A 19,323-nucleotide genomic window follows, 5' to 3' on the forward strand; every position below is an offset into this window, starting at 1 on the left:
GGAGAGTCAATATCTTGTTCGTCACACCGCTACACGTTTTAACCTGCTGCCCGCAAAGACAAAACGGGTGCCCTACCAAGAGGACACCCGGCGCAGCATGGGGCTACGGATCGATGAATAGGCGCAGCGCCCTAAACGGTATGCGCTGAGGCTTTGACCACGTAGTTCGGTAAGCTCTGGACAGAAGCCTGGAACTCTTCCAGGTCCGAGCACCAGTAATGCTGCTGCCCGATCGACTGTGAGACGGCGGCAAAGTCCTCCCATGAGGTGATGCGGATGTCCGCAGGCGCGTGCATGTCCCAGAGCGTGGTATGCGGTCGCGGCAGCAGCAGGCTATAGTGAAAGGTCGCCGGAACCTCCGACAGCCAATCGAGAAGCTGGCGCGCAATCGCCGGATCTTGGTTCTCCAGGCCGAGCAAAATAAAGAGGAAGCAGCGAATCCCAACCTCGTTCGTCTCGCGGATCACCCGGTCGATCACCTCGCGCGGCGTTGGCTTGACCATATGCGTCTGCGAGATCCAGGGCGACTCGACGCCATAGAAAATCCCCGCGCATCCGGCATCTTTCATCTCCTGAAGCAATTCCCGATCGACACGTTCGCAGCGCGTCTGGCAGATCCAGCTAACCTCCAGCTCGGCAGCTTTCAGCGCCGTACAGAGCTGCCGGACCCACTGCTTATCCAGCGTGAAGGTGTAGTCGAGGAAGAAAAAATGACGCACGCCGTGAGCAGCCTGCTGCCGCAGTTCCTCGATGATCAGCGCGACGGGACGGTAGCGAATCTTTCTGCCAAACCAGACAAAGCAATAGGCGCAGGTGTAGGGACAGCCGCGATTCGCAAAGATCAGACCGGCCTTGTCGTAGCGGATCCGCTGACTTTCCCGATCGATCACCTCGCCGCGATACGCTTCCACATCGATCAGCGAGTAGTTCGGCACCGGCAGCGTGGCCGGATCGACCTGGAGTGGAACCGCGTCTGCCGCCAAGGGTCGCGCCAAAAAGTGGGGATCGTTCTGGTAGTGCTCCACGAGCCAGGGGATCGCCGACTCAAGCTCGCCCGGCAGCGTCAGATCCGTATCCAGGGTACGGCTTGTAACGGCTGTCTCGATGCTGCCGTGCATGCCCACGGTGACGATCGGAACGCCCGGCAGCGCCGCGCGGAGCAGTTGCACGGTATCTTTCGCTCCGTTGAGCGTCAGCGCGTAGCACTGGCTGAGGTCGTAGGTCTGCGTCACTAAAAAGACGAGATCGGGGGAGTGCTGGCTCAGCTCCGGCTCGGTCATCGAGCCAACGCGCACATCCCAGACCGCAACGTCATGCCCCATCTGCTGCAAGATCGTGCCGGTGTACAGCACCTCTACGGGCTGTTGCAGAAAAGGCGTTTTCAGGTCCGACTTCGTCACGCAGAACAGGATCTTCATCGGCGGACTCCCTCGCTGGTCGATGGTATGTTTATCGTCGCGGGTATTTCAAAGCAGCAGCCATACGCGGCATTGAAGGTCGCTTCGGGCAGCGTGAGCGGGCTTAAGAGCAACGATACCCATCGATAGGAATGGCTACGACTGTGCTAGAGGCGTGGATCGAGCAGCGCGATGATTTAAAGTCGTTTAAATCATATCGTGCCGGATAGTAGCACACGCCTCTGACGCGCGTCAAGCAAGCGATGACCCAACTTGCTTTAGCCGCTTGCGATACCGTTGATTAGGACATTCGCCGATGGTTAAAAAGTAGCAAAAAAAAGGACGGCGTTGTAAGATAGCCCTATCGGTTCCCGTCGTGTAACGCCGCCGCATGGATCTGCTGTGATCGGCAGATCCAATCGACGCGCGCTGCATCCAGACCTTGTTTCAGGGTTCATATTCCCAGCTTCCAGTATGTGAGGGTACGCGATGGCGCACACGGAATCTTCTCCGCCCGATCGTATGACGCGCTCGTTATTCTTATGCCGCCACGGGCATCGGATCGACATGGAGCAGCCGCAGTGGTACGGCGATACCGACAACCGGCACGATCCGCACCTCTCGGCACAGGGCATTGTCCAGGCGCGAGTGCTGGCCCGCCGCCTCAAAAACGAGCCGATCGCCCACATCATCGCCTCGCCCTATCTGCGGGCGCTGGAAACCGCGCACTACATCGCCGAGGCGCTCCACCTGCCGCTATCGGTCGAGCCGGGCATCGGCGAGTGGCTCAATCCTGCCTGGATGGATGCCGACCCGCAGATCGCTCAGCCGCACGAGCGTGCCGCCCGCTTCGCCGAGATCGATCCGCATTACGTACCGGCGCTCGCGCCGATCTATCCCGAAACCTGGGAGCAGATGCAGCGCCGGGCAGCCACCGCGATCCAGGGCATCCTTGCGCGTCTCGACGGCAATATCGTGGTTGTGGGCCACGGGCATGTGATCGCCGCGACGATCGCCGCGCTGACGGGAGCTGCCGAAACTACGCTGAATATCGGGCTGTGCAGCGTGACGCGGCTGGATTGCGACGGTGAAGCCTGGCAGCTTGAGCGCTGCGGCGATATATCACATTTGCTGCGCTTTGCGCGACAGGCATCGGCCTGAACAGAGAATAAACCAACAAAGGAACAAAGGAGCAAGGACGAGATTACAGAACTCGAAACTTGAAACTTGAAACTGGCGATCGAAGGTCGTGATCAATGGATTCTAGCTTCCCAGTCATCAATCTCAACCGGAATACTCGGCTGCTGGTCGTTAAGTTTGGCGGCATCGGCGACTACGTGCTGACCACACCGGCGCTGCGGGCGCTGCGTCAGGCATACCCGCAGGCGCGCATCGATCTCGTTGCGCAGAGTACGCTTGCCAAACAGGTCCTTGAGCGGCTGAATCTGCTCGACGACATCATCGTGCTACCCGCTCATCTGGTACTGCAACCCGATCAGGACACTCCGCCGCACACACAAATCTCGATCGATCTGGTGCGTCGCTTGCGCGCCGGGCGATACGATGCCGTGCTGATCCTTGAGCATCTTTTCCCGGCAGCGCGTATTCAACTGCTGCACATGCTCGTGCGTATCACTGGCGCGACATGGCGCATCGGCCTCGACAACGGGCATGGCGATTTTCTCAACGTGCGAGTGCCAGACGCCGGATTCGGCGCGCTGCATCAGGCGGAGTATTGCATAGGCGTCGTCGAAGCTGCCGGGGCGTTGGTCCGCGAACGAGGACTGTTCTTTCCGGTGCCCGCCGAATATCACGATCAGGCGCGCGAGTTCATGTGCAGCTTGAGCGCTCGTCGGCCAATCATTGCGATGCATCCAGGCTGCGATCCACGGGTGATCGCGCGGCGCTGGATGCCGGAGCGGTTCGCACAGGTGGCGGACGCGCTCTACAAGCAGTTCGGGGGGCAACTCCTGCTGCTGGGCGGCCCCGAAGAGGCCGATCTGCGCTCCCAGGTTGCGCAGATGATGCGATCGGCCATGTCATGCTCCAGCCTGTCGGGCCGCGAGCATATTCTGCTCACGGCAGCGATCATCGCGCAGTGCGATCTGCTCGTCGGCAACGATTCGGGCCTGATGCATCTCGCCACAGCCGTCAACACCCCGACCGTCGGCATCTTCGGCCCGACCAACCATCGTGCATGGCACCCATACACGCCGGATGATCCCACGCGCAGCAGGATCGTGCGGCAGGAGCTACCCTGTATGCCGTGTTACCTGCGTGGACACGACGTTGGTAGCAGAGAGGGATGTGCAACCCGCGATTGCCTGACTACACTGTCGGCAGCGTCGGTGATCGACGCGGCGGCAGATATGCTGCGTGGATCTATATAAAACGTTGCTCGTTGTTCTTCTTTTGTTCTTTTGTTTCCTTGTTCCTTTGTTCCTTTGCCCAAAGGGCACCCGCCCGGCCTGTCGGCGCACTAGCAGGAGTGGCGCATGCGCATCCCACTAAGACGGTACCTGTCCTTATTCGCGACCTACCTCAAACCGCAGTGGGTCAAGCTCGTCGTGATGGCCTGTCTGATCCTCGCCAACATTGGGCTGCAAGTTTATAATCCTCAAATCCTCAGCCGTTTCATCGACGCCGCTGCTGCTGACGGCGCATTCTCGTATCTGCTGACGATGGCGCTGCTCTTTCTGGTCATCGCCATCTTCAACCAGTTCGCGTCGGTGCTTGCCAGCTATGTCAGCGCCAGAGTAGCCTGGACCGCAACCAACAGCCTGCGCCGCGATCTGGTGGCGCACTGTCTCTCGCTCGACATGCGCTATCACACGTCGGTAACGCCCGGCGAGATGATCGAGCGCATCGACGGCGATGTGACGCAGCTCTCCAACTTCTTCTCGCTCTTTGTGATCAACGTCTTGAGCAACGCGATCGTCCTGCTGGTGGTGCTCACGCTCTTCTTCGGCATCTCGTGGTTTGTCGGGATCGCCATGACGCTCTACGTGATGCTGGTCTTTGCCTTCCTGACTTACCTGCGCCGCCTGTCCGTGCCGGTGTGGGAGCAGCAGCGCCGGATGAGCGCCACGTTTTTCGGCTTCTTGAGCGAGCGGCTGGCGGGCACCGAGGATCTTCGCGCCAACGACGCGACCGCCTATACGCTGCGACGATTCCTCCAGCTATCGAGCCAGTGGTATCCCGTGATGTGGAAGGCAAACTCGCTCGGCTGTCTGCTGTACGTGGGATCGTACTTCCTGTTCGGATGTGGCATCATCCTGGTGCTGGCGCTGGGAGCGTATCTCTGGAGCACGGGCGCGATCTCGCTGGGCGTGGTCTATCTGATGTTCGCCTACGCCAACCAGATCACGCAGCCGATTCAGCAGATCCGCTCGCAGCTCTACGATCTCCAGCAGGCCGAGGCATCGCTGCGCCGCGTCGAGCAGTTGCTTGCTACCCGCAGCGCCGTGACCGATGGCGCTGGCAAGCCGCTGCCGGAAGGCCCGCTGGCGGTAGCATTCGAGCGCGTCACCTTTGGCTATGTTGCCGACGAGCCGGTCCTGCGCGATGTTAGCTTCCACGTGCAGCCGGGCGAGGTGCTGGGGCTGCTCGGTCGAACCGGCAGCGGCAAAACGACGATCGCGCACCTGCTGTTTCGGCTCTACGATCCGCAGGAGGGCGAGATCCGCATCGGCGATCTGCCCCTGCGCCAGGCGGCGCTGCGCGACCTGCGCAAACGGATCGGACTGGTGACGCAAAACGTTCAGCTCTTCCACGCCAGCGTGCGCGACAATCTGACCTTCTTCGATCCGGCGATCGGCGACGCGCAGATCCTTGCTACGCTGGACGACGTTGGGCTGATGCCCTGGTATCGCTCGCTGGCCGACGGCCTGGACACGATCCTCACGGCGGGCGGCGGCTTGTCCGCCGGACAGGCGCAGCTCTTAGCGTTTACCCGCGTCTTCCTGGCCGATCCCAGCCTGGTGATCCTCGACGAGGCATCATCCAGGCTCGACCCCGCGACGGAGCACCTGATCGAGCAGGCGATCGGCACATTACTGCACAACCGCAGCGCGATCATCATCGCGCACCGGCTCGCCACAATCCAGCGCGCGGACAGCATTCTGATCATCGAGGACGGCCAGATCCTCGAATATGGTCGGCGGGCGGCCCTGGCGGATGATCCCGGCTCGCGCTTTGTGGCGCTGCTGCGAGTCGGGCTGGAGGAGGTGATGGCATGACCACGGCTGATCGCAAGCAGCGCTACCCATTCTACGGGCTGTGGCAGTTTATCCGCCACAAGCCGATCATCTTCATCCTCCTGGCGCTGACGCCGTTTCTGGAAAAAGCCTTCGTGATCCTGCTGGGCCTGGTCCAGCAATCGTTTTTCAATCAGCTTGAGACAGCGACGGGATCGCGGCAGCTTAGCTTCAGCGTCGTGCTGCTGACGCTGCTGGCGCAGTACTTCGGGATCAACGTGATCATCGCCGTGCTGCGGTCGATCGGCAGAATGAGCTTCGCCGACGCCGAGTTTTCGATCGTCAAGCTGCTGCAATACAACCTTCTGGAGCGCATCCTCCAGCGTCCGGGCGCGCAAGCCCTGCCAGGCTCCACCGGAGCCGCGATCAGCAACTTTCGCGACGACGTATGGGCCGCGTTTATCCTCTTTTCTCCGCTCAACAACATGGTCGCCAACATCGTCTTTGCGATCGTCGCGTTTGTGATCCTGCTCCAGGTCAATGTGCTGATCACGCTCTGCGTCTTCATTCCGCTGGCCTGCATCATCGCGATTGCCGAGAAGGCCAAGACCCGGCTGCACACCTACCGCCAGGCCAGCCGCGAGGCGACCAGCCAGGTGACGGGCGCGATCGGCGAGATCTTCGGCGCAGTGCAGGCGATCCAGGTCGCGGGCGCGGAGGCGCGTGTCGTCAAGCACTTCGACGCGCTCAACGACCGGCGCATGACGATGGATATTCGCGACGCCGTGCTCAACAACACCGTCAACGCCTTCATGGGCAGCTCGACGGCGATCGGGACCGGCCTGCTGCTGCTGATGGTCGCGCTGACGATCCGCTCCGATCCCTTCCGCGCGGGCGATCTTGCGCTTTTCAGCGCCTACCTTGGCATCGTGACCGGCTCGGTTCAGTTCATCGGCAATTTCCGCACGCAGTACATTCGCACGGGCGTCTCGTTCGAGCGCCTGCTGAGCCTGATGCACGGCGCGTCTCTGAAGCAGCTTGTCGCGCCCAAGCCGCTCTACCTGCGCGGCCCTGAGCCTCCGGCGCTGATCCATCCCGTAAAAACCAGCGCCGATCTCCTCGATCATCTTGAGGCGACCGATCTAACGTATCACTATCCCGACACCGGACGCGGCATCGAAGGCATCGACATTCGGCTCAAGCGCGGCTCGCTGACCGTGATCACCGGACGTGTCGGCTCCGGCAAAACGACCTGCCTGCGCGTGCTGCTCGGCCTGCTGCCCAAAGAGCGCGGCCAGATCCGCTGGAACGGACAGGACGTAGCCGATCCGGCGGCCTTCTTTGTGCCGCCGCGCAGCGCGTACACCCCCCAGGTGCCGCATCTCTTCAGCGACACGCTCAAAGACAACATCTTGCTGGGCCTGCCCGAAGACCGCGTGCGGCTGGCGGAGGCGACGCAGCTTGCGGTGCTTGATCGTGATGTCGCCACGCTGGAGCACGGCCTAGACACGATGATCGGCACGCGCGGCGTCAAGCTCTCCGGCGGGCAAGGGCAGCGTACGGCAGCGGCCCGTATGTTCGTCCGCGATCCTGAGCTGCTGATCTTCGACGATCTTTCCAGCGCGCTCGATGTCGAGACGGAGCAGGCCCTATGGAATCAGCTCTTTGCGCGCGGCGATAAAACCTGCCTGGTCGCCTCACACCGGCGGCAGGTGCTCCAACGCGCCACGCAGATTATTGTGCTCAAAGATGGGCGCGTCGCGGCGACAGGCACGCTTGAAGGCTTGCTGAAAACATCCGAGGAGATGCAGCGGCTCTGGCGAGGCGAGAACGAGCCAGCGCCAGCGCCGCCGGAGGAGGCCGATCCACAGCCTGGCTCGTCGTAACCACGGGGCGCGGCCCCGCACGTCGCCTACAAGACCGGCTCGATCGGCGGGCCGACCAGATAGCGCTCGACGCCCTGCTCAAGCGCGGCCCGGTACGTCTCGGCGGCACGGCGGAATGCCGCCAGCGTTGCGTCAAGCTCTGTGTCGCGGTGGCTCACCGTGGGGTAGAAGATGCCGCGAAACAGCACGCCATGCTTGACCAACTCCTGAAAAAAGAGCGTCCTGAACGCGCGCGACTCCGCCCCCTGCGCGTCGCGGTACTTCATCGCCAGGAAGCAATCGTAGCCGATGAACTCGACCTGCTCGGCGATGCCGTACTCGGCCAGGATTGTCATGCCCTGCTCGCGGAGCTGTCGCCCACAGGCATAGTTCTGGCCGATCAGATCGTGCGCGGCAAACGTCTCAACAGTTGCGATCATCGCCGCCAGGCTGCTGCTCTCGCCGCCGTGGGTCGACGAGAGCAGGAAGATGCGCGTGCCGTCGTGCTGCGTTGTATCGCCCAGATCCATGATCGCGCGCGGCCCCGTCAGCGCCGACAGCGCAAAGCCATTGGCGATGCCCTTGCCCCAGGTCGTCAGATCGGGCTGCACGCCGAACATGGCCTGCGCGCCGTTGAGGTGGTACTTCATGCCCGTAACTACCTCGTCGAAGATCAGCAGCGCTCCCTCGCGGGTACACAGATCGCGCAGACCCTCCAGAAAACCGGGCTGCGGACGATCGAAGCGCACCGGCTCGACGATCACCGCCGCGATCTGCTCCGAATAGGTCGCAAACAGCCGCTCCAGATACTCAAGGTCGTTATACGGAAACTCCAGCGTGTACTGGTAGGCTTCCGGCAAAATGCCGTTGTTACAGCGCGTCTTGCCGATGAACCAGTCGCCGTAGCTAAAGAACGGCTGGTCACGGCACTTGGCGACATAGGAGCGCCCGGTATAGGCTCGCGCCAGGCGCAGCGCGGCATCGTTAACCGTGCTGCCGTCTTTGGCGAATTTGACCATCTCGGCCAGGGCGATCGTGTCGAGGAAGGTCCGCGCCGCCGTGTATTCCAGCGCGGTCGGCAGTTGAAAGTTCTGGCCCTGCGCAAGCTGCGCCGCGACCCGCTCGATCACCGTGGGATAGGCGTGGCCCAGCGAAACTGTCGTCAGCCCGGTAAACCAATCAACGTAGCGGTTGCCGTCGATGTCCCAGACCCACGCGCCCTTGCCGTGTGAGAGCATCCTGGGCGAGCACGCGGGCCATTGATCCGCCGCTTTTGAAAAGGCGTGCGCGCCGCTCGGCACCAGCGAGCGCAGTTGATCGGAAAGCTGATGACTCTTTGGAAACATGCTCTGTTGCTCCTGACGGCGCTTAGTTGCGAGTTGCGAGTTTCAAGTTTCAAGTTCCAGCCCCGTCCCTTTGTTCTTTGTTTATCGACAGGCCCTCACCCGGCATGGCACCCGGTCTGGCGCCCGCCCTTCCCCATCCGCGCGGGTCCCGTTCCCGCTCGTGTGCGATAGGAGCGGGGAGGAATTGGTGGGGGACATCCCACACCTCCGGCCTGACGGCCCTTTCGTTCTCTACAACCGCAGAGACAGCCCGCCGTCGACGTAGAGCACCTGGCCGGTGAGATAGGCCGCCGCATCCGAGAGCAAAAAATGGACGACGTTCGCCACATCCTCCGGCTCGCCAGCGCGCCCCATCGGGACGATCTCGCCGATCAGCTCGCGGCTCCAGCCCGGCTCGGCCAGCGACCGCTCCGAGGCAACGCTGCCGGGCGCGACGGCGTTGACGCGAATCCCGGCCTGCGCCAGCTCGAAGCCGATCGAGCGCGTAATCATCGACAGCCCCGCCTTGCTGGCCTCATAGGCCGGGCCATGCCAGACATAGCGGTCGCTCACGGAGGATATGTTCACAATCGCCGTCAGGCGGCAGACTCCGGCCTGATGCGCCAGAAACGCCGCCTGGCTGATAAAGAGCGGCGCGCGTAAGTTGAGGCAGATCAGCCGATCGAAGTCGTCCGTCGTCACGTCGCGAAAGCGAATCGTGCTGACCTCGGCGGCGCAGTTGACCACGGCGTTAAGATCGCCAAGCTCATCGATCGCCGCCGCGACCAGGCCGTGATAATCGTACAGCGGATCGGCCAGATCGGCCTGGACCATAGCCACTCGTCCGCCGGAGGCTCTCAGGCTGGACCGCAGCTCGTCGGCGCGCTCCGGATGCGAAAAGTACGTGCCGAGCACAGCGTAGCCCGATGCGCTCAGCAGCCGCGTAATCCCCGCGCCGATGCCGCTATTGGCTCCCGTGACAAGAACAGCCCGATCGGTCAAAGCACACCTCACCCCATACTTGATACCGCGCGCTCGGAGAGCCACTGCGCCATCAAGCCTTGAAACTCGCGCAGCCGATCCGGGCTCGGATACTGCCGCGCGAAGTAGGGCAGCGCGGCCAAATATTCGAGGCCCTGGTACAGCAAAATCCGCCTGGCCGCGTCGGCGGGCCACGGCTGCGCGCTCCGGTAGCCCGCCAGAAACGGCGCTTCCATCTCTGGATAGTGGCGAAAGACCCAGGCGTAGAGCTTTACAAAATCCCAGAGGCCATCGTAAAATCGCACGCTCTCGAAGTCGATAACGGTCTTGAACCTGCCCTCATGCACCAGCGTATTCGGCAAGTACAGGTCGCGGTGCGTAAACACCGGCGCGATGTCGGATGCAAGCTCGGCGATCATGCGGGCACAGCGCTCCTCGACGATCGCAAGCCGGTCGGGGGGCAGCACTGCCGCCTGCACATTCGACCGGATCAGGTCCGATAGGCGTGTGGCGCACAGATCCCGCCAGGAGGGCAGCACGTTCTCGCCCAGCGCATCCTCGGAGAAGGCCGCGCCTTCGATCCGATGCATCAGCGCGACCGCCCGCCCAAAATCGCAGGCAAACGCGCTGCGCTGCCGCGCCGACATCGCCGCCACGGCGGTCGTGCCATCCTCTCCCGGTATCCAGCGCTGGATATAGAAATGCTGGCCCAGCTCGTTGGGCGCGTGGCAGACCGCGACGATCTCCGGCACGGGCTGTCCGTGTTGCAGCATGCGCTGCTGCGCGTGAATCTCATTCGCGAAGTAGTAGTCGGTCGGCTGCCGCGTGGCGATCTTGAGCAAGAACGCGCCCTGCTCTACCGTCCGCAGGTACCAGGCCGCGTGCCCAAAGCCGACGCTCAGCCTGCGCGCCTCGGCGATCGTGATCTGCGGCCCGATCCTCCGGCGCAACGCTTCGGCAACCGTCCCTGGCTCGTGGCTCATTCGGTCGACTCCTTTGAGATCGGCAGCACCGGAGCATGCAGCAGCCGCTCCCCGATGTGGCCCGTCGCGGCGCGCGCCTGCTGAAGAATCGCCTCGGCCTCGTCGATCAGCAGATGCCCGCGCTGGTAGAGCACGCGCCCGTCGATCATCGTCAGACAGACATCGGTGCAGCGGCAGACATAGACCAGGAGATCGTACGGATTATCGATGCCCATACACGCCAGCGGGTCAAGCGCGACCGCGATCAGATCGGCGGACTTGCCAGGCTCAAGCGAGCCGATCTGATCGTCCAGGCCAAGCGCCGCCGCTCCGCTCAACGTCGCCGCGCGCACAATCCACTCCGATGCCAGCTCCGGCAGGTGCGGCTGCGCCATGCGGCTGGCAAAGGCCAGCAGGTGCATCTCGTCGAACAGATCGTAGCGGCTGCTGGTCGCGGCGCTGTCCGTGCCCAGGCAAACCTCGACGCCGCCCGCGAGCAGATTATGCACAGGCGCAAGGCCGTTGCCCATGCGCAGATTCGTATGCGGGCAGAGCACCACGGAGCTGCCAGCCTGCCGCAGCAGCTCGATGTCTCGATCGTCGAGCTGCGCGCAGTGGACCGCGCCGGTTCGGCTCGTCAGCAGATCCGCCTGATAGGCCGCGTCGACCGGGCTGCTCACGGCGTCGTTGTTCTCGTAGAACAGCCGCAGGCCCTCGCCCACCTCGGTGTAGGCTCGTGGCACCCGCTTGAAAAAATCCAGCTCCTCGCGCAGCTCGGCCAGATGGATGAACACCCTGAGATCGCGCCGCGCTGCGTAGCGGCTGACCTCGCGCAGCCGTTCGGGCGCGAGGCTGTACACGGTATGCGGCATCAGACCAACCGAGAGCAGGCCGTCCTGCTGCGGCCCGGCGATCTCCGCCAGCAGCGCGTCGAGCGTTTCTAGCTGCGGTGTTTTGCGCTTGATGCTCAGCAGGCCCATCGTGCGCAGGCCCAGGGCAGCGCTCAGACGCGGCGTGTACAGGTAATGCCGGTCGACGACGGTGGCAACCGTGGTGATGCCAAAGCGGATCGATTCGAGCGCGCCGAAGGCGACCGCCGCGCGGGTATCTTCTTCGGTCAGCACTTGATGCTTGATCAGGCTGATCTGCTTCAAGGTCCAGAAGGCATCGCTGAAATCGAGTCGACCGCGCAGCAGGCTATAGTTCAAATGGCAGTGGGCGTTGACCAGGCCCGGCATGAGGATCGCCGGGCCGTACTCGCGCACCTCGGCACCGAGCTGCGGCGCGGAGTCTTGCGCGCCGACAAACACGATCCGGCTGCCTTCGACGACAACGCAGCCGCGCCGGATCGGAGGCGTGGCGATCGGCAGCACCCAATCTGCATTTAACTGAAGACGACCCGTGCGATCCATGTAGCGCTGTGCTCCTCCAGAGAACAACGAAACCGGGTGCCATGCGGGTGCCAGACCCAAAGGGTACCCCGGCATGGGCGCCCGGCGCACAAACATCGTATCCTTTGTTCTTTGTTTCGCTGTTCTCGCTATGAGCCCCAGCCGTCAGGCATCGGCCAGCAGCTCAAGCCGATTTTTAGAGCGCAGCCGCTCGCGCATCGTGCCGCGCCAGCGGTCGGCGGTCGTGCCCGACGGCTTCAGGCTTGAAAGCCAATCCTCGCTCACGGCATCCTGCATCGCAAGCACCTCCACCATATCGGTGCCAAACGCGCGATCGATATGCGCCAGCACCCAGATCACCGGCTGCACGATGTTATAGCTGCGCAGCAGATCGGCGAATGCCTGCGTGTGCAGCTCAGGATGCCGCTGCCAGAACAAGATGATGTCGGCGCATTTGATCAGGTTCACGTCGGCGTTGGTGCTCCACAGCCTGACAAACCAGGCCTCGCGGAAGAAATGCAGGATCGTAAAAAGGAAGTGGTACGACGGCCCGAAGACCGGCAGTTGCACATCGTCGATCTGCGGGATCGGCTGGTAGGCTCGCGTCTGAAAGGCGTCGTCCAGCGGAATCTCGTACTCGCTATTGGTCCAGGTCATCGAAAACGCAAAATCGACGACCGTCGTCGGCACGAAGCGATCGTTATTCAGCTTGATCAGCTTGGGCAGATGATCAGGACTCATCTGGTAGATCAGTTTCTCCTTGCGCGTGACGGGCAGGGCGCGACCTTTGGCCCAGTCGCGCCGTCCCTCGGCGTAGCCAAGGCCGCCCATGATCTCGACGATGCGATCTTTGTAGTCGTGCTTCAGCATGAAATCAAGATCGCCCATGTAGCGCGCGCCCGATCCGTGGTAGATCGTCGACTCGAACGCGATGCCCTTGGTCGCGACGATCGGGATCGACGCCTCGGCAAAGGCTGTGACGATCCGCGCGGCCTCGCGGCGGTAGATCTCGATCTCATACAGGCCCAGGCGCATCGCGTTGATCATCGTATGCTTGATGTAGCGCGGCACTTCCTCGATCATATCGGTCTGCTCAAGATGATACGTGAGCAGCCGCAGAGTCTTATGTCGAATCGCCTGCTCCAGCAGCTCGCCCCAGTTGAGCATCGGCATTTTGACGAGCTGCTCGAAGAGCTGCCGCTCCTCAGGCGTAGCAAGTCCTCTACAGGATAGCTCAAGCAGCGCCCATTCGGGGCCGAGCTGAAGATCCGGTACGTATGCCTGTCCCATCGTCTCGCTCCTCTACACACATGACCACAGCCTAGGGGCTATTGCACCATCGCGGCGAACGCTTCTACGACATCCTGCCAGTAGTCCAATTCATGCAGCAAATACGGGTGAAAAATACCGATCACGCTCGTCTGGGCCGCGCGCGCGACCGGATACGACCGATCGATCGCGTACTGGTTGAAGAGACGCTTCTCGTCGGCGAGGCAGTTGTAGCCCGGAATAAAGGGCAGTTGGCGCTGCCTGGCACGGTCGAGCAGCGCATCTCGATCGTCTCCGGCGGCCTCGTAGCGGAACGAGTACATGTACTGCGCACGGCACGTCACCTGCGGATACGGCTTGAGCATGCTGCATCCGGGGATCGTCGGCAGCGTCTGCTCCAAAAAATCGATCACGCGCGCGCGCTGCTCGCACAGTGCGTTCAGCACGTCCAGCTGTGGCAGCAGCATCGCCGCCGCGAGATCCGCGAGCATATAGTTGCCGCCGAGGATGCCACGGCGATTGACGCCGCCGCCCACGCCCCGCCCGCGATGCACGATCGCGTAGCATGTTTCGTACAGCTCCTCGTCCGAGGTGGTGATGATGCCGCCCTGCCCGCTGCTCATCAGCTTCGCGCCGCCGAAGCTAAAAAATCCGGCCACGCCCCAGCTTCCGACGCCCCGACCGGCATAGCTCGCACCGTGCGCCTGCGCACAGTCCTCGATGAGCTGAACCTGCGCCGCGCGACACAGCTCGGCCAGACGATCTAGTCGCGCGACGGAGCCGCTGATATGCACGGCGATGACCGCCTTCACATCGGTAAGATCGAGCGCCGCAAGCTGATCGAGATCCAGCGTCAGCGTGTCGGGATCGACATCGACAAAGACCGGCGTCGCTCCGGCCTGCACCACGTTGTAGACCGGCGAGTAAAAGCTGTAGGCCGGAAGCACCACGTTATCGCCGGGTCCGATGCCAAGGCCGCGCAGCAGAACGTCGAGCGCCAGCGTCGCGTTACACGTGGCAAGTCCAAAGCGGGCATCGTGCATCCGGGCAAAGCGCGTCTCCAGCTCACGAACGGCAGCGCCCTGGCTGTGCCACCACTGGCCCGACTGGAACGACTGGCGGATCGACTCAAGGATCGCCTCCTCGTTCGGCGGCCAGTGCTCATACCGCTTCACGGATCGCCTCCCGCGCCGCGACAAGCTGCCGCACCAGCGCTCGGCCCGCTTCGATCTGGCGCGGATCGAGGATGTAATCGATCGTCGGCAGGTAGGCGTGCCGGTTGCTCAGGATCAGCCCGACATGCTCGTCTTCGACGTAGACGAGCCTGCCCTGGCCGTACGTATGCTGCGCCACGGGCAACCTCGGCGGCTCGGCCAGGCCCTCTACCGCCGCCAACTCGTAGAGCCGGACGCACGTTCTGGGTGTCACGCCACCGGCGAGCAGCTTCGGCGTCGAGATCAGCGCCAGGGCCAGCCGCTCCTGCCGGGTACGTGGCCTCAGCGCCAGATCGAAGCTGCGCGTGTAGTAGACCAGGCACTCGAACGCGCCTTGCAGGCTGTGCCATCGCTTGCCGGTGCGCGAGCGCTCGGCCTGATAGTTGTAGATCGCATTCACGGCGGCGCGCAGATAGCGGCTGCGCCGATAGAAGCGCCAGAGCCGCGTGTGTCTGGCCGATCTCAGCACCTTGAGCGCCTGCCGCGCCTGCGCCTGGATCGTCGGATGATCGTACAGGGCCGCGACGCGCTGAATCACGTGCCGCATAATGCCGTCGAGGTGGCTCCGCGCCGCGAGACTCGCAACCTCGTTCCAGTCCAACCGCGCGTTGAGCAGGATCGCCGCGACGTCGTTCACGTCTTTGACCAGCACATAGCCGTGCGACAGTAGGTGCGCGAACAGGATGATCAGCGCGTAGGACGGCTTCAGCACCAGGAGTTCGACGCCGCGCACCGTGACCGGCAGCGCGTGCTGCCATAGATCCTCGTCCAGGTAGCCGGAGTAGCCGATTGAGTAGTAGGTGTAGTGGACATCGAAGCGCAGCCGGTGGCGCTGCTTCACGTTGAGCAGGTTGATCTGGCCGTAGACTCTGCCCGCCGCATCTTGCTTGAACCATGAGATCTCTTTCTCGTGCTGCGTGTAGCCCTGATCGATCATCCACTCGTAAAAGACATAGGCATCTTCGACCGTGCGAAACATGAAATCGACATCGTTGGTCAGCCGCTCGTACGGCGCGGGATAGAACCGACCGACCGAGTAGCCTTTGATCAGCAGGATCTCGATGCCTAGCTCGCGCCGGGCAGCCACGACGATCTCCAGCATCTCGTCGAACGACGCATCACGGCGGCCAATCCGATCATCGCACATGGCTTTGAGTTGCTCCAGCGCCTCGGCTGCTACGCTGCCCGGCCAGCGCGTACTGGCCTCGATCAGGTTGTGATAGACGATGCTGACCGTCTTCGGATTGTCGAGAAACCGCTGAAGCAGCGCCGGTCGCTGCCGGAACACGTCGACCGCCCGACGCGCCTGCTCCCAATCCCGCTCCGTCAGCAGCAGGCGGCTCAATGTCTCGAAAGTAAAATCTGCTTGTAAACGGTCCATCCGATCGGACACAGGCTTCCTCGTTTCGAGCTCCAAGTTCAACGTTGTTCGTCCTCGGTTCTTGGTTCTTAGTTCTCTCTTTTTGTTCTGTTGTTCTTTGTTCTGCGCCCCCGGCTAGCTCGTCGCCAGCGAGACTATGAGCTTCGCGCCGTCCACCAGCGAAGAGAACGATTGGTGCAGCACGTAGGCGGGTACTCGCTCGACCAGCGCTTCGAGCTGCTCGTTCAGGTAGGCCCGATCGGGAAAGGTGTAGTAGTCGTGCAGGAAAAGGTTGTATTTATCGGGCACCGGCTCCAGATTTTGCCTGAGCAGCTCAAGAGCTTCCGCTTTCGGCAGCGGCTCAAGATACGCGCCTCTGGAGTCGCGCGGTAAAAAGCGCGGAAACACAAAAAAGCGCAGATCGGCCTCAGGCGAAACCGCGCGGCCACAGGCGGCGGCCAGCTCCTTCGGGTAAAAAAAGTAGCGCGGCGGGTTTTCGATTCGGTTGCTTGGATGCCGCAGGTCATGCCGCAGATCGCGCATCCTTGGATGCGCCGCCTCCAGCGCGTCGACTGTGTCGAAGCGGATGCCGACTACGCGCGGCCAGCCCAGCGTGCGCGGCGTGCCGAGCCAGGGCAGCACGGTCAGATCGTCGTTGTTGACGAAGTTGACACCCTCCTGCGACAGCGCCGCGAGCGTCGAGGATGTTTTACCCGCGCATTTGTGCCCCAGGTAGGCCACGCCCGCGCCAGCGACATCGACCATCGCGCCGTGCAAAAAGAGCGCTCTGGCCTCGTACAGCTCGACCCGCAGCACGTTTCTGATCATCCGCAGCGTGTTCTGCACCTGCCACTCGCGCGACTCAAAATCAAGCATGATCCATCGCGCAGCGGCATTGACAAACGTCTCGCGCAGCGGCTCGCCCGGCGACTCTTCGAGTAGACGCTGGAAGCCGAGATCTGGCGGTGTAGCCTCGCGACCGCACGAGACGGTCCAGACGCCGGGGAGCGGCCCGTCGACCCGCCGCATCGGGATGTAGATCTCCGCCAGATCTTCCAGCTCGGCGATCATGTCACGCTCGGCGGCAACGACGATCTTGGCGTCATAGCGATGGAACAATGCATACTCTAGAGTCATCTGACGCTCCCGGTTTCGAGCTTCGAGTTTCAAGTTTCAAGTTTCAAGTTTCGAGCTTCCTTAGTTCTTGGTTCTCAGCGCTTGGTTCTTCCCTTGTTCCTTTATTCATTTGCTCTCTGTGCGCCCTCTGGGCATGGCACCCGCATGGCACCCGGTTCGTTGTTCTTTCGTCCCATGCTCAGCCAACATCGAGACAGCCCGGCAGCATCTCGCGCTGCGCCTCGATCGCGCTCAGGACACTCAGCCAGTACTGCACCGCACGATCGACCTCAGCCGCGCCTTTATGCCGCGCCAGCGTCATCAGGTAGCCATAATCGGGCAACTGCGAAATAAGCATCATCGCAGGGATCGACTGGCGCTCAGCCGGAGCAAGCGGCGCTGTCGTCGCCTGGTAGCGCTGCATGAAACAGCGAATCCGGTCGGGCCGCAAAACATACCCGCCGCGACCCTGGCGCGCCAGCATCAGCAGCGCAAAGGCCACATCGTAGGCGCGTGGCCGCAGATCGGCGAACTCGAAATCAAAGATTGCCACAAGCCGATCGCCGCGATACTTCATGTTCAGCCCGTGAAAATCGCCGTGAGTCCACAGCGTCGGCAGCGTGGTGTAGACCGACCACGGCAGCCACTCGCGGACCAGACCGGCAAACGCGGCGAAGCGGCTCCAGGCGTCGCGCCACAGATCGGCGCGCTCCGCGCAGCCCGCAGCGATCCGCCAGGTCGCATCCAGCAGCCGCTCCGGCGCTTTCCACCACAGCTCGATCGATTGGTCGTAGCCGCAGTAGCTCGCTGGCCGGATCTGCCCGGCGCAGGCGTGGATCGCTCCCAGGCACCTTGCCGCCTCGACGGTATGCCGGAGATTGGCGTAGTCGTAGCTCTCGCCCGCGATGAACTCGTCGCACTGCCACAGCAGCCCGGCCCGCCCGACGATCAGCTCGCCGGAGCGCGCGGCGTAGCTCCGTGGCACCGGCACGCCCAGCCGAGATAGCGTTTGCTGCACATCGCTCAAGCAGCGAAGCCGCTCCAGGCGCGGGTCGCGGCGACAGCACCGCAACAAATAGTGCTGATCGCCAGCCGTGATCCAGAACGACGCATTGGGCGAAGCGCTGTCGAGCCGCCGCGCGCCGTCGAACGTGGCGACACCAAACTCCGCCAGCACGCTCCCGATGAGCGTATCCGAAAACGCCGCGTCTACCATGCCGCTAGGCGCTCACAAACCAGGAGCGCAGCGCGCCCTCGAAGAGACTTGCCGCCGCCAGATCAGCCCGTCGTCCGAACGGCTGATGCGCCATGATCGTCGAGCCATAGACCTCCACCGAGGCATAGCCCCGGTAGCCATGCTGCCGCCGCAGCGCCTCGACGATCGCGCCGAGCGGCAGGTTGCCCTGGCCTGGCAGCACCCGCAGCGGCTTGACATACTCGCCCGGCGGCTGCGAGCGCTCGACGACCGTATCGGCCAGATGCAGCCAGACGATCGTGCCCTGTGGCAGCGCCGCGACATAGGCCAGCGGATCGGACACCTTGTGGAGTCCGTAGGTATCCAGCAGCAGCCCAAGATTATCGCGCCCAGCGCCGCCCACGATCTCGCCCGCCAGCGCGATCATCTCCGCGTCGACAAACTCCACCGCTACCGTGATGCCGTGCGCGCTGGCATGATCGCAGAGCAGCCGCAGCCGATCGTGCAGCTCGCCCGCCGTGAGCGTAAGCCCGTCCTCCTCGTAGCCGTTGCCCTTGGCGCTGTTGACCAGCACCGACGCGCGGCGGCAGCCGAGTGTCGCCGCGAAGGCGCAGTTATCCTGCCAGCGCCGCACGCTCTGCTCGAACTCGCCCGCCGAGACGCTGACGTTGCTCGGTACGCCCGTGCCGCAGGTAAACTGCGCCAGCTCGATGTTTAGCCGCCGAGTGAGCGCCGCCAGATCCCGCGCCGAGTGTGCCTGAACGAACGATCTGGCGTGCTCGATTGAAAACTCAACCGCGCGAAAGCCTGCCGCTGCCGCGATCTCCAGGTATTCGACAAAGGGTACGTCAAAGCCTATCGTCGCCGGATCGACTGTTGGAATCAACATAGACATCCAGGTTTCAAGTTTCAAGTTCCAGGTTTCAAGTTCGAGGCTTCGAGTTCGTTCAACTTTGAACTTTGAACTTTGAACTCTCGTCCCCCGACCACGCTAGCACAGCGTGTACTCCCGGTTCAGGATCTTGTTGGTGAACACCGACATATCGTGCAGC

Annotated in this window: 15 protein-coding genes; 4 read left to right on the forward strand and 11 right to left on the reverse strand. The window is 62.7% G+C overall.

Annotated features, from left to right (window positions below):
• Window positions 1–131: 131 nt before the first annotated feature.
• Entirely contained in the window at window positions 132–1,418 is a 1,287-nt protein-coding gene (locus VFZ66_05590) for a radical SAM protein (protein HEX6288641.1), read from the reverse strand.
• A 501-nt stretch (window positions 1,419–1,919) separates the two neighbouring features.
• On the opposite strand from VFZ66_05590, the gene VFZ66_05595 reads away from it, so the two are divergent.
• The 4 genes from VFZ66_05595 (at window position 1,920) to VFZ66_05610 (ending at window position 7,479) form a co-directional block, all read left to right on the forward strand.
• Window positions 1,920–2,558, forward strand: a complete 639-nt coding sequence (locus VFZ66_05595; GenBank protein HEX6288642.1) for a histidine phosphatase family protein — start codon at window positions 1,920–1,922, stop codon at window positions 2,556–2,558.
• A gap of 95 nt (window positions 2,559–2,653) precedes the next feature.
• Window positions 2,654–3,787 carry a glycosyltransferase family 9 protein gene (locus VFZ66_05600; protein ID HEX6288643.1) on the forward strand — a complete coding sequence of 378 codons (1,134 nt, stop codon included), beginning with the start codon at window positions 2,654–2,656 and terminating at the stop codon, window positions 3,785–3,787.
• Window positions 3,788–3,892: 105 nt separating this feature from the next.
• A complete protein-coding gene (locus tag VFZ66_05605) occupies window positions 3,893–5,635 on the forward strand; it encodes an ABC transporter ATP-binding protein (protein HEX6288644.1) in 1,743 nt (580 codons plus the stop codon).
• On the forward strand, window positions 5,632–7,479 hold the full coding sequence (locus tag VFZ66_05610; protein ID HEX6288645.1) for an ABC transporter ATP-binding protein: 1,848 nt from the start codon (window positions 5,632–5,634) through the stop codon (window positions 7,477–7,479). Before VFZ66_05605 ends, VFZ66_05610 begins: the two co-directional genes overlap by 4 nt.
• A gap of 26 nt (window positions 7,480–7,505) precedes the next feature.
• Here VFZ66_05610 and VFZ66_05615 read toward each other — a convergent pair whose 3' ends face one another.
• The 10 genes from VFZ66_05615 to VFZ66_05660 all read right to left on the reverse strand — a co-directional run bounded on the left by VFZ66_05615 (window position 7,506) and on the right by VFZ66_05660 (window position 19,160).
• A complete protein-coding gene (locus VFZ66_05615; GenBank protein HEX6288646.1) occupies window positions 7,506–8,804 on the reverse strand; it encodes a glutamate-1-semialdehyde 2,1-aminomutase in 1,299 nt (432 codons plus the stop codon).
• 231 nt (window positions 8,805–9,035) lie between these two features.
• Entirely contained in the window at window positions 9,036–9,785 is a 750-nt protein-coding gene (locus tag VFZ66_05620; GenBank protein HEX6288647.1) for an SDR family oxidoreductase, read from the reverse strand.
• An 8-nt stretch (window positions 9,786–9,793) separates the two neighbouring features.
• Window positions 9,794–10,747, reverse strand: coding sequence for an aminoglycoside phosphotransferase family protein (locus VFZ66_05625; protein ID HEX6288648.1), 954 nt, complete (start codon window positions 10,745–10,747; stop codon window positions 9,794–9,796).
• Window positions 10,744–12,138, reverse strand: a complete 1,395-nt coding sequence (locus VFZ66_05630) for an amidohydrolase family protein (protein HEX6288649.1) — start codon at window positions 12,136–12,138, stop codon at window positions 10,744–10,746. The genes VFZ66_05625 and VFZ66_05630 overlap by 4 nt, the downstream gene beginning before the upstream one ends.
• Before the next feature lie 144 nt (window positions 12,139–12,282).
• Window positions 12,283–13,407, reverse strand: coding sequence for a nucleotidyltransferase family protein (locus VFZ66_05635; GenBank protein HEX6288650.1), 1,125 nt, complete (start codon window positions 13,405–13,407; stop codon window positions 12,283–12,285).
• Between the two features lie 38 nt (window positions 13,408–13,445).
• Window positions 13,446–14,561 carry a DegT/DnrJ/EryC1/StrS family aminotransferase gene (locus VFZ66_05640; GenBank protein HEX6288651.1) on the reverse strand — a complete coding sequence of 372 codons (1,116 nt, stop codon included), beginning with the start codon at window positions 14,559–14,561 and terminating at the stop codon, window positions 13,446–13,448.
• Entirely contained in the window at window positions 14,548–15,993 is a 1,446-nt protein-coding gene (locus VFZ66_05645; GenBank protein ID HEX6288652.1) for a nucleotidyltransferase family protein, read from the reverse strand. The genes VFZ66_05640 and VFZ66_05645 overlap by 14 nt, the downstream gene beginning before the upstream one ends.
• A 102-nt stretch (window positions 15,994–16,095) precedes the next feature.
• On the reverse strand, window positions 16,096–17,097 hold the full coding sequence (locus VFZ66_05650; protein ID HEX6288653.1) for a hypothetical protein: 1,002 nt from the start codon (window positions 17,095–17,097) through the stop codon (window positions 16,096–16,098).
• A gap of 178 nt (window positions 17,098–17,275) precedes the next feature.
• Window positions 17,276–18,292: a phosphotransferase gene (locus VFZ66_05655; protein HEX6288654.1), complete on the reverse strand. Its 1,017-nt coding sequence runs from the start codon at window positions 18,290–18,292 to the stop codon at window positions 17,276–17,278.
• 4 nt (window positions 18,293–18,296) lie between these two features.
• On the reverse strand, window positions 18,297–19,160 hold the full coding sequence (locus VFZ66_05660) for a sugar phosphate isomerase/epimerase family protein (protein HEX6288655.1): 864 nt from the start codon (window positions 19,158–19,160) through the stop codon (window positions 18,297–18,299).
• Between the last annotated feature and the right edge of the window lie 163 nt (window positions 19,161–19,323).

Source organism: Herpetosiphonaceae bacterium (assembly GCA_036374795.1).
Taxonomy (GTDB): Bacteria; Chloroflexota; Chloroflexia; order Chloroflexales; family Kallotenuaceae; genus LB3-1.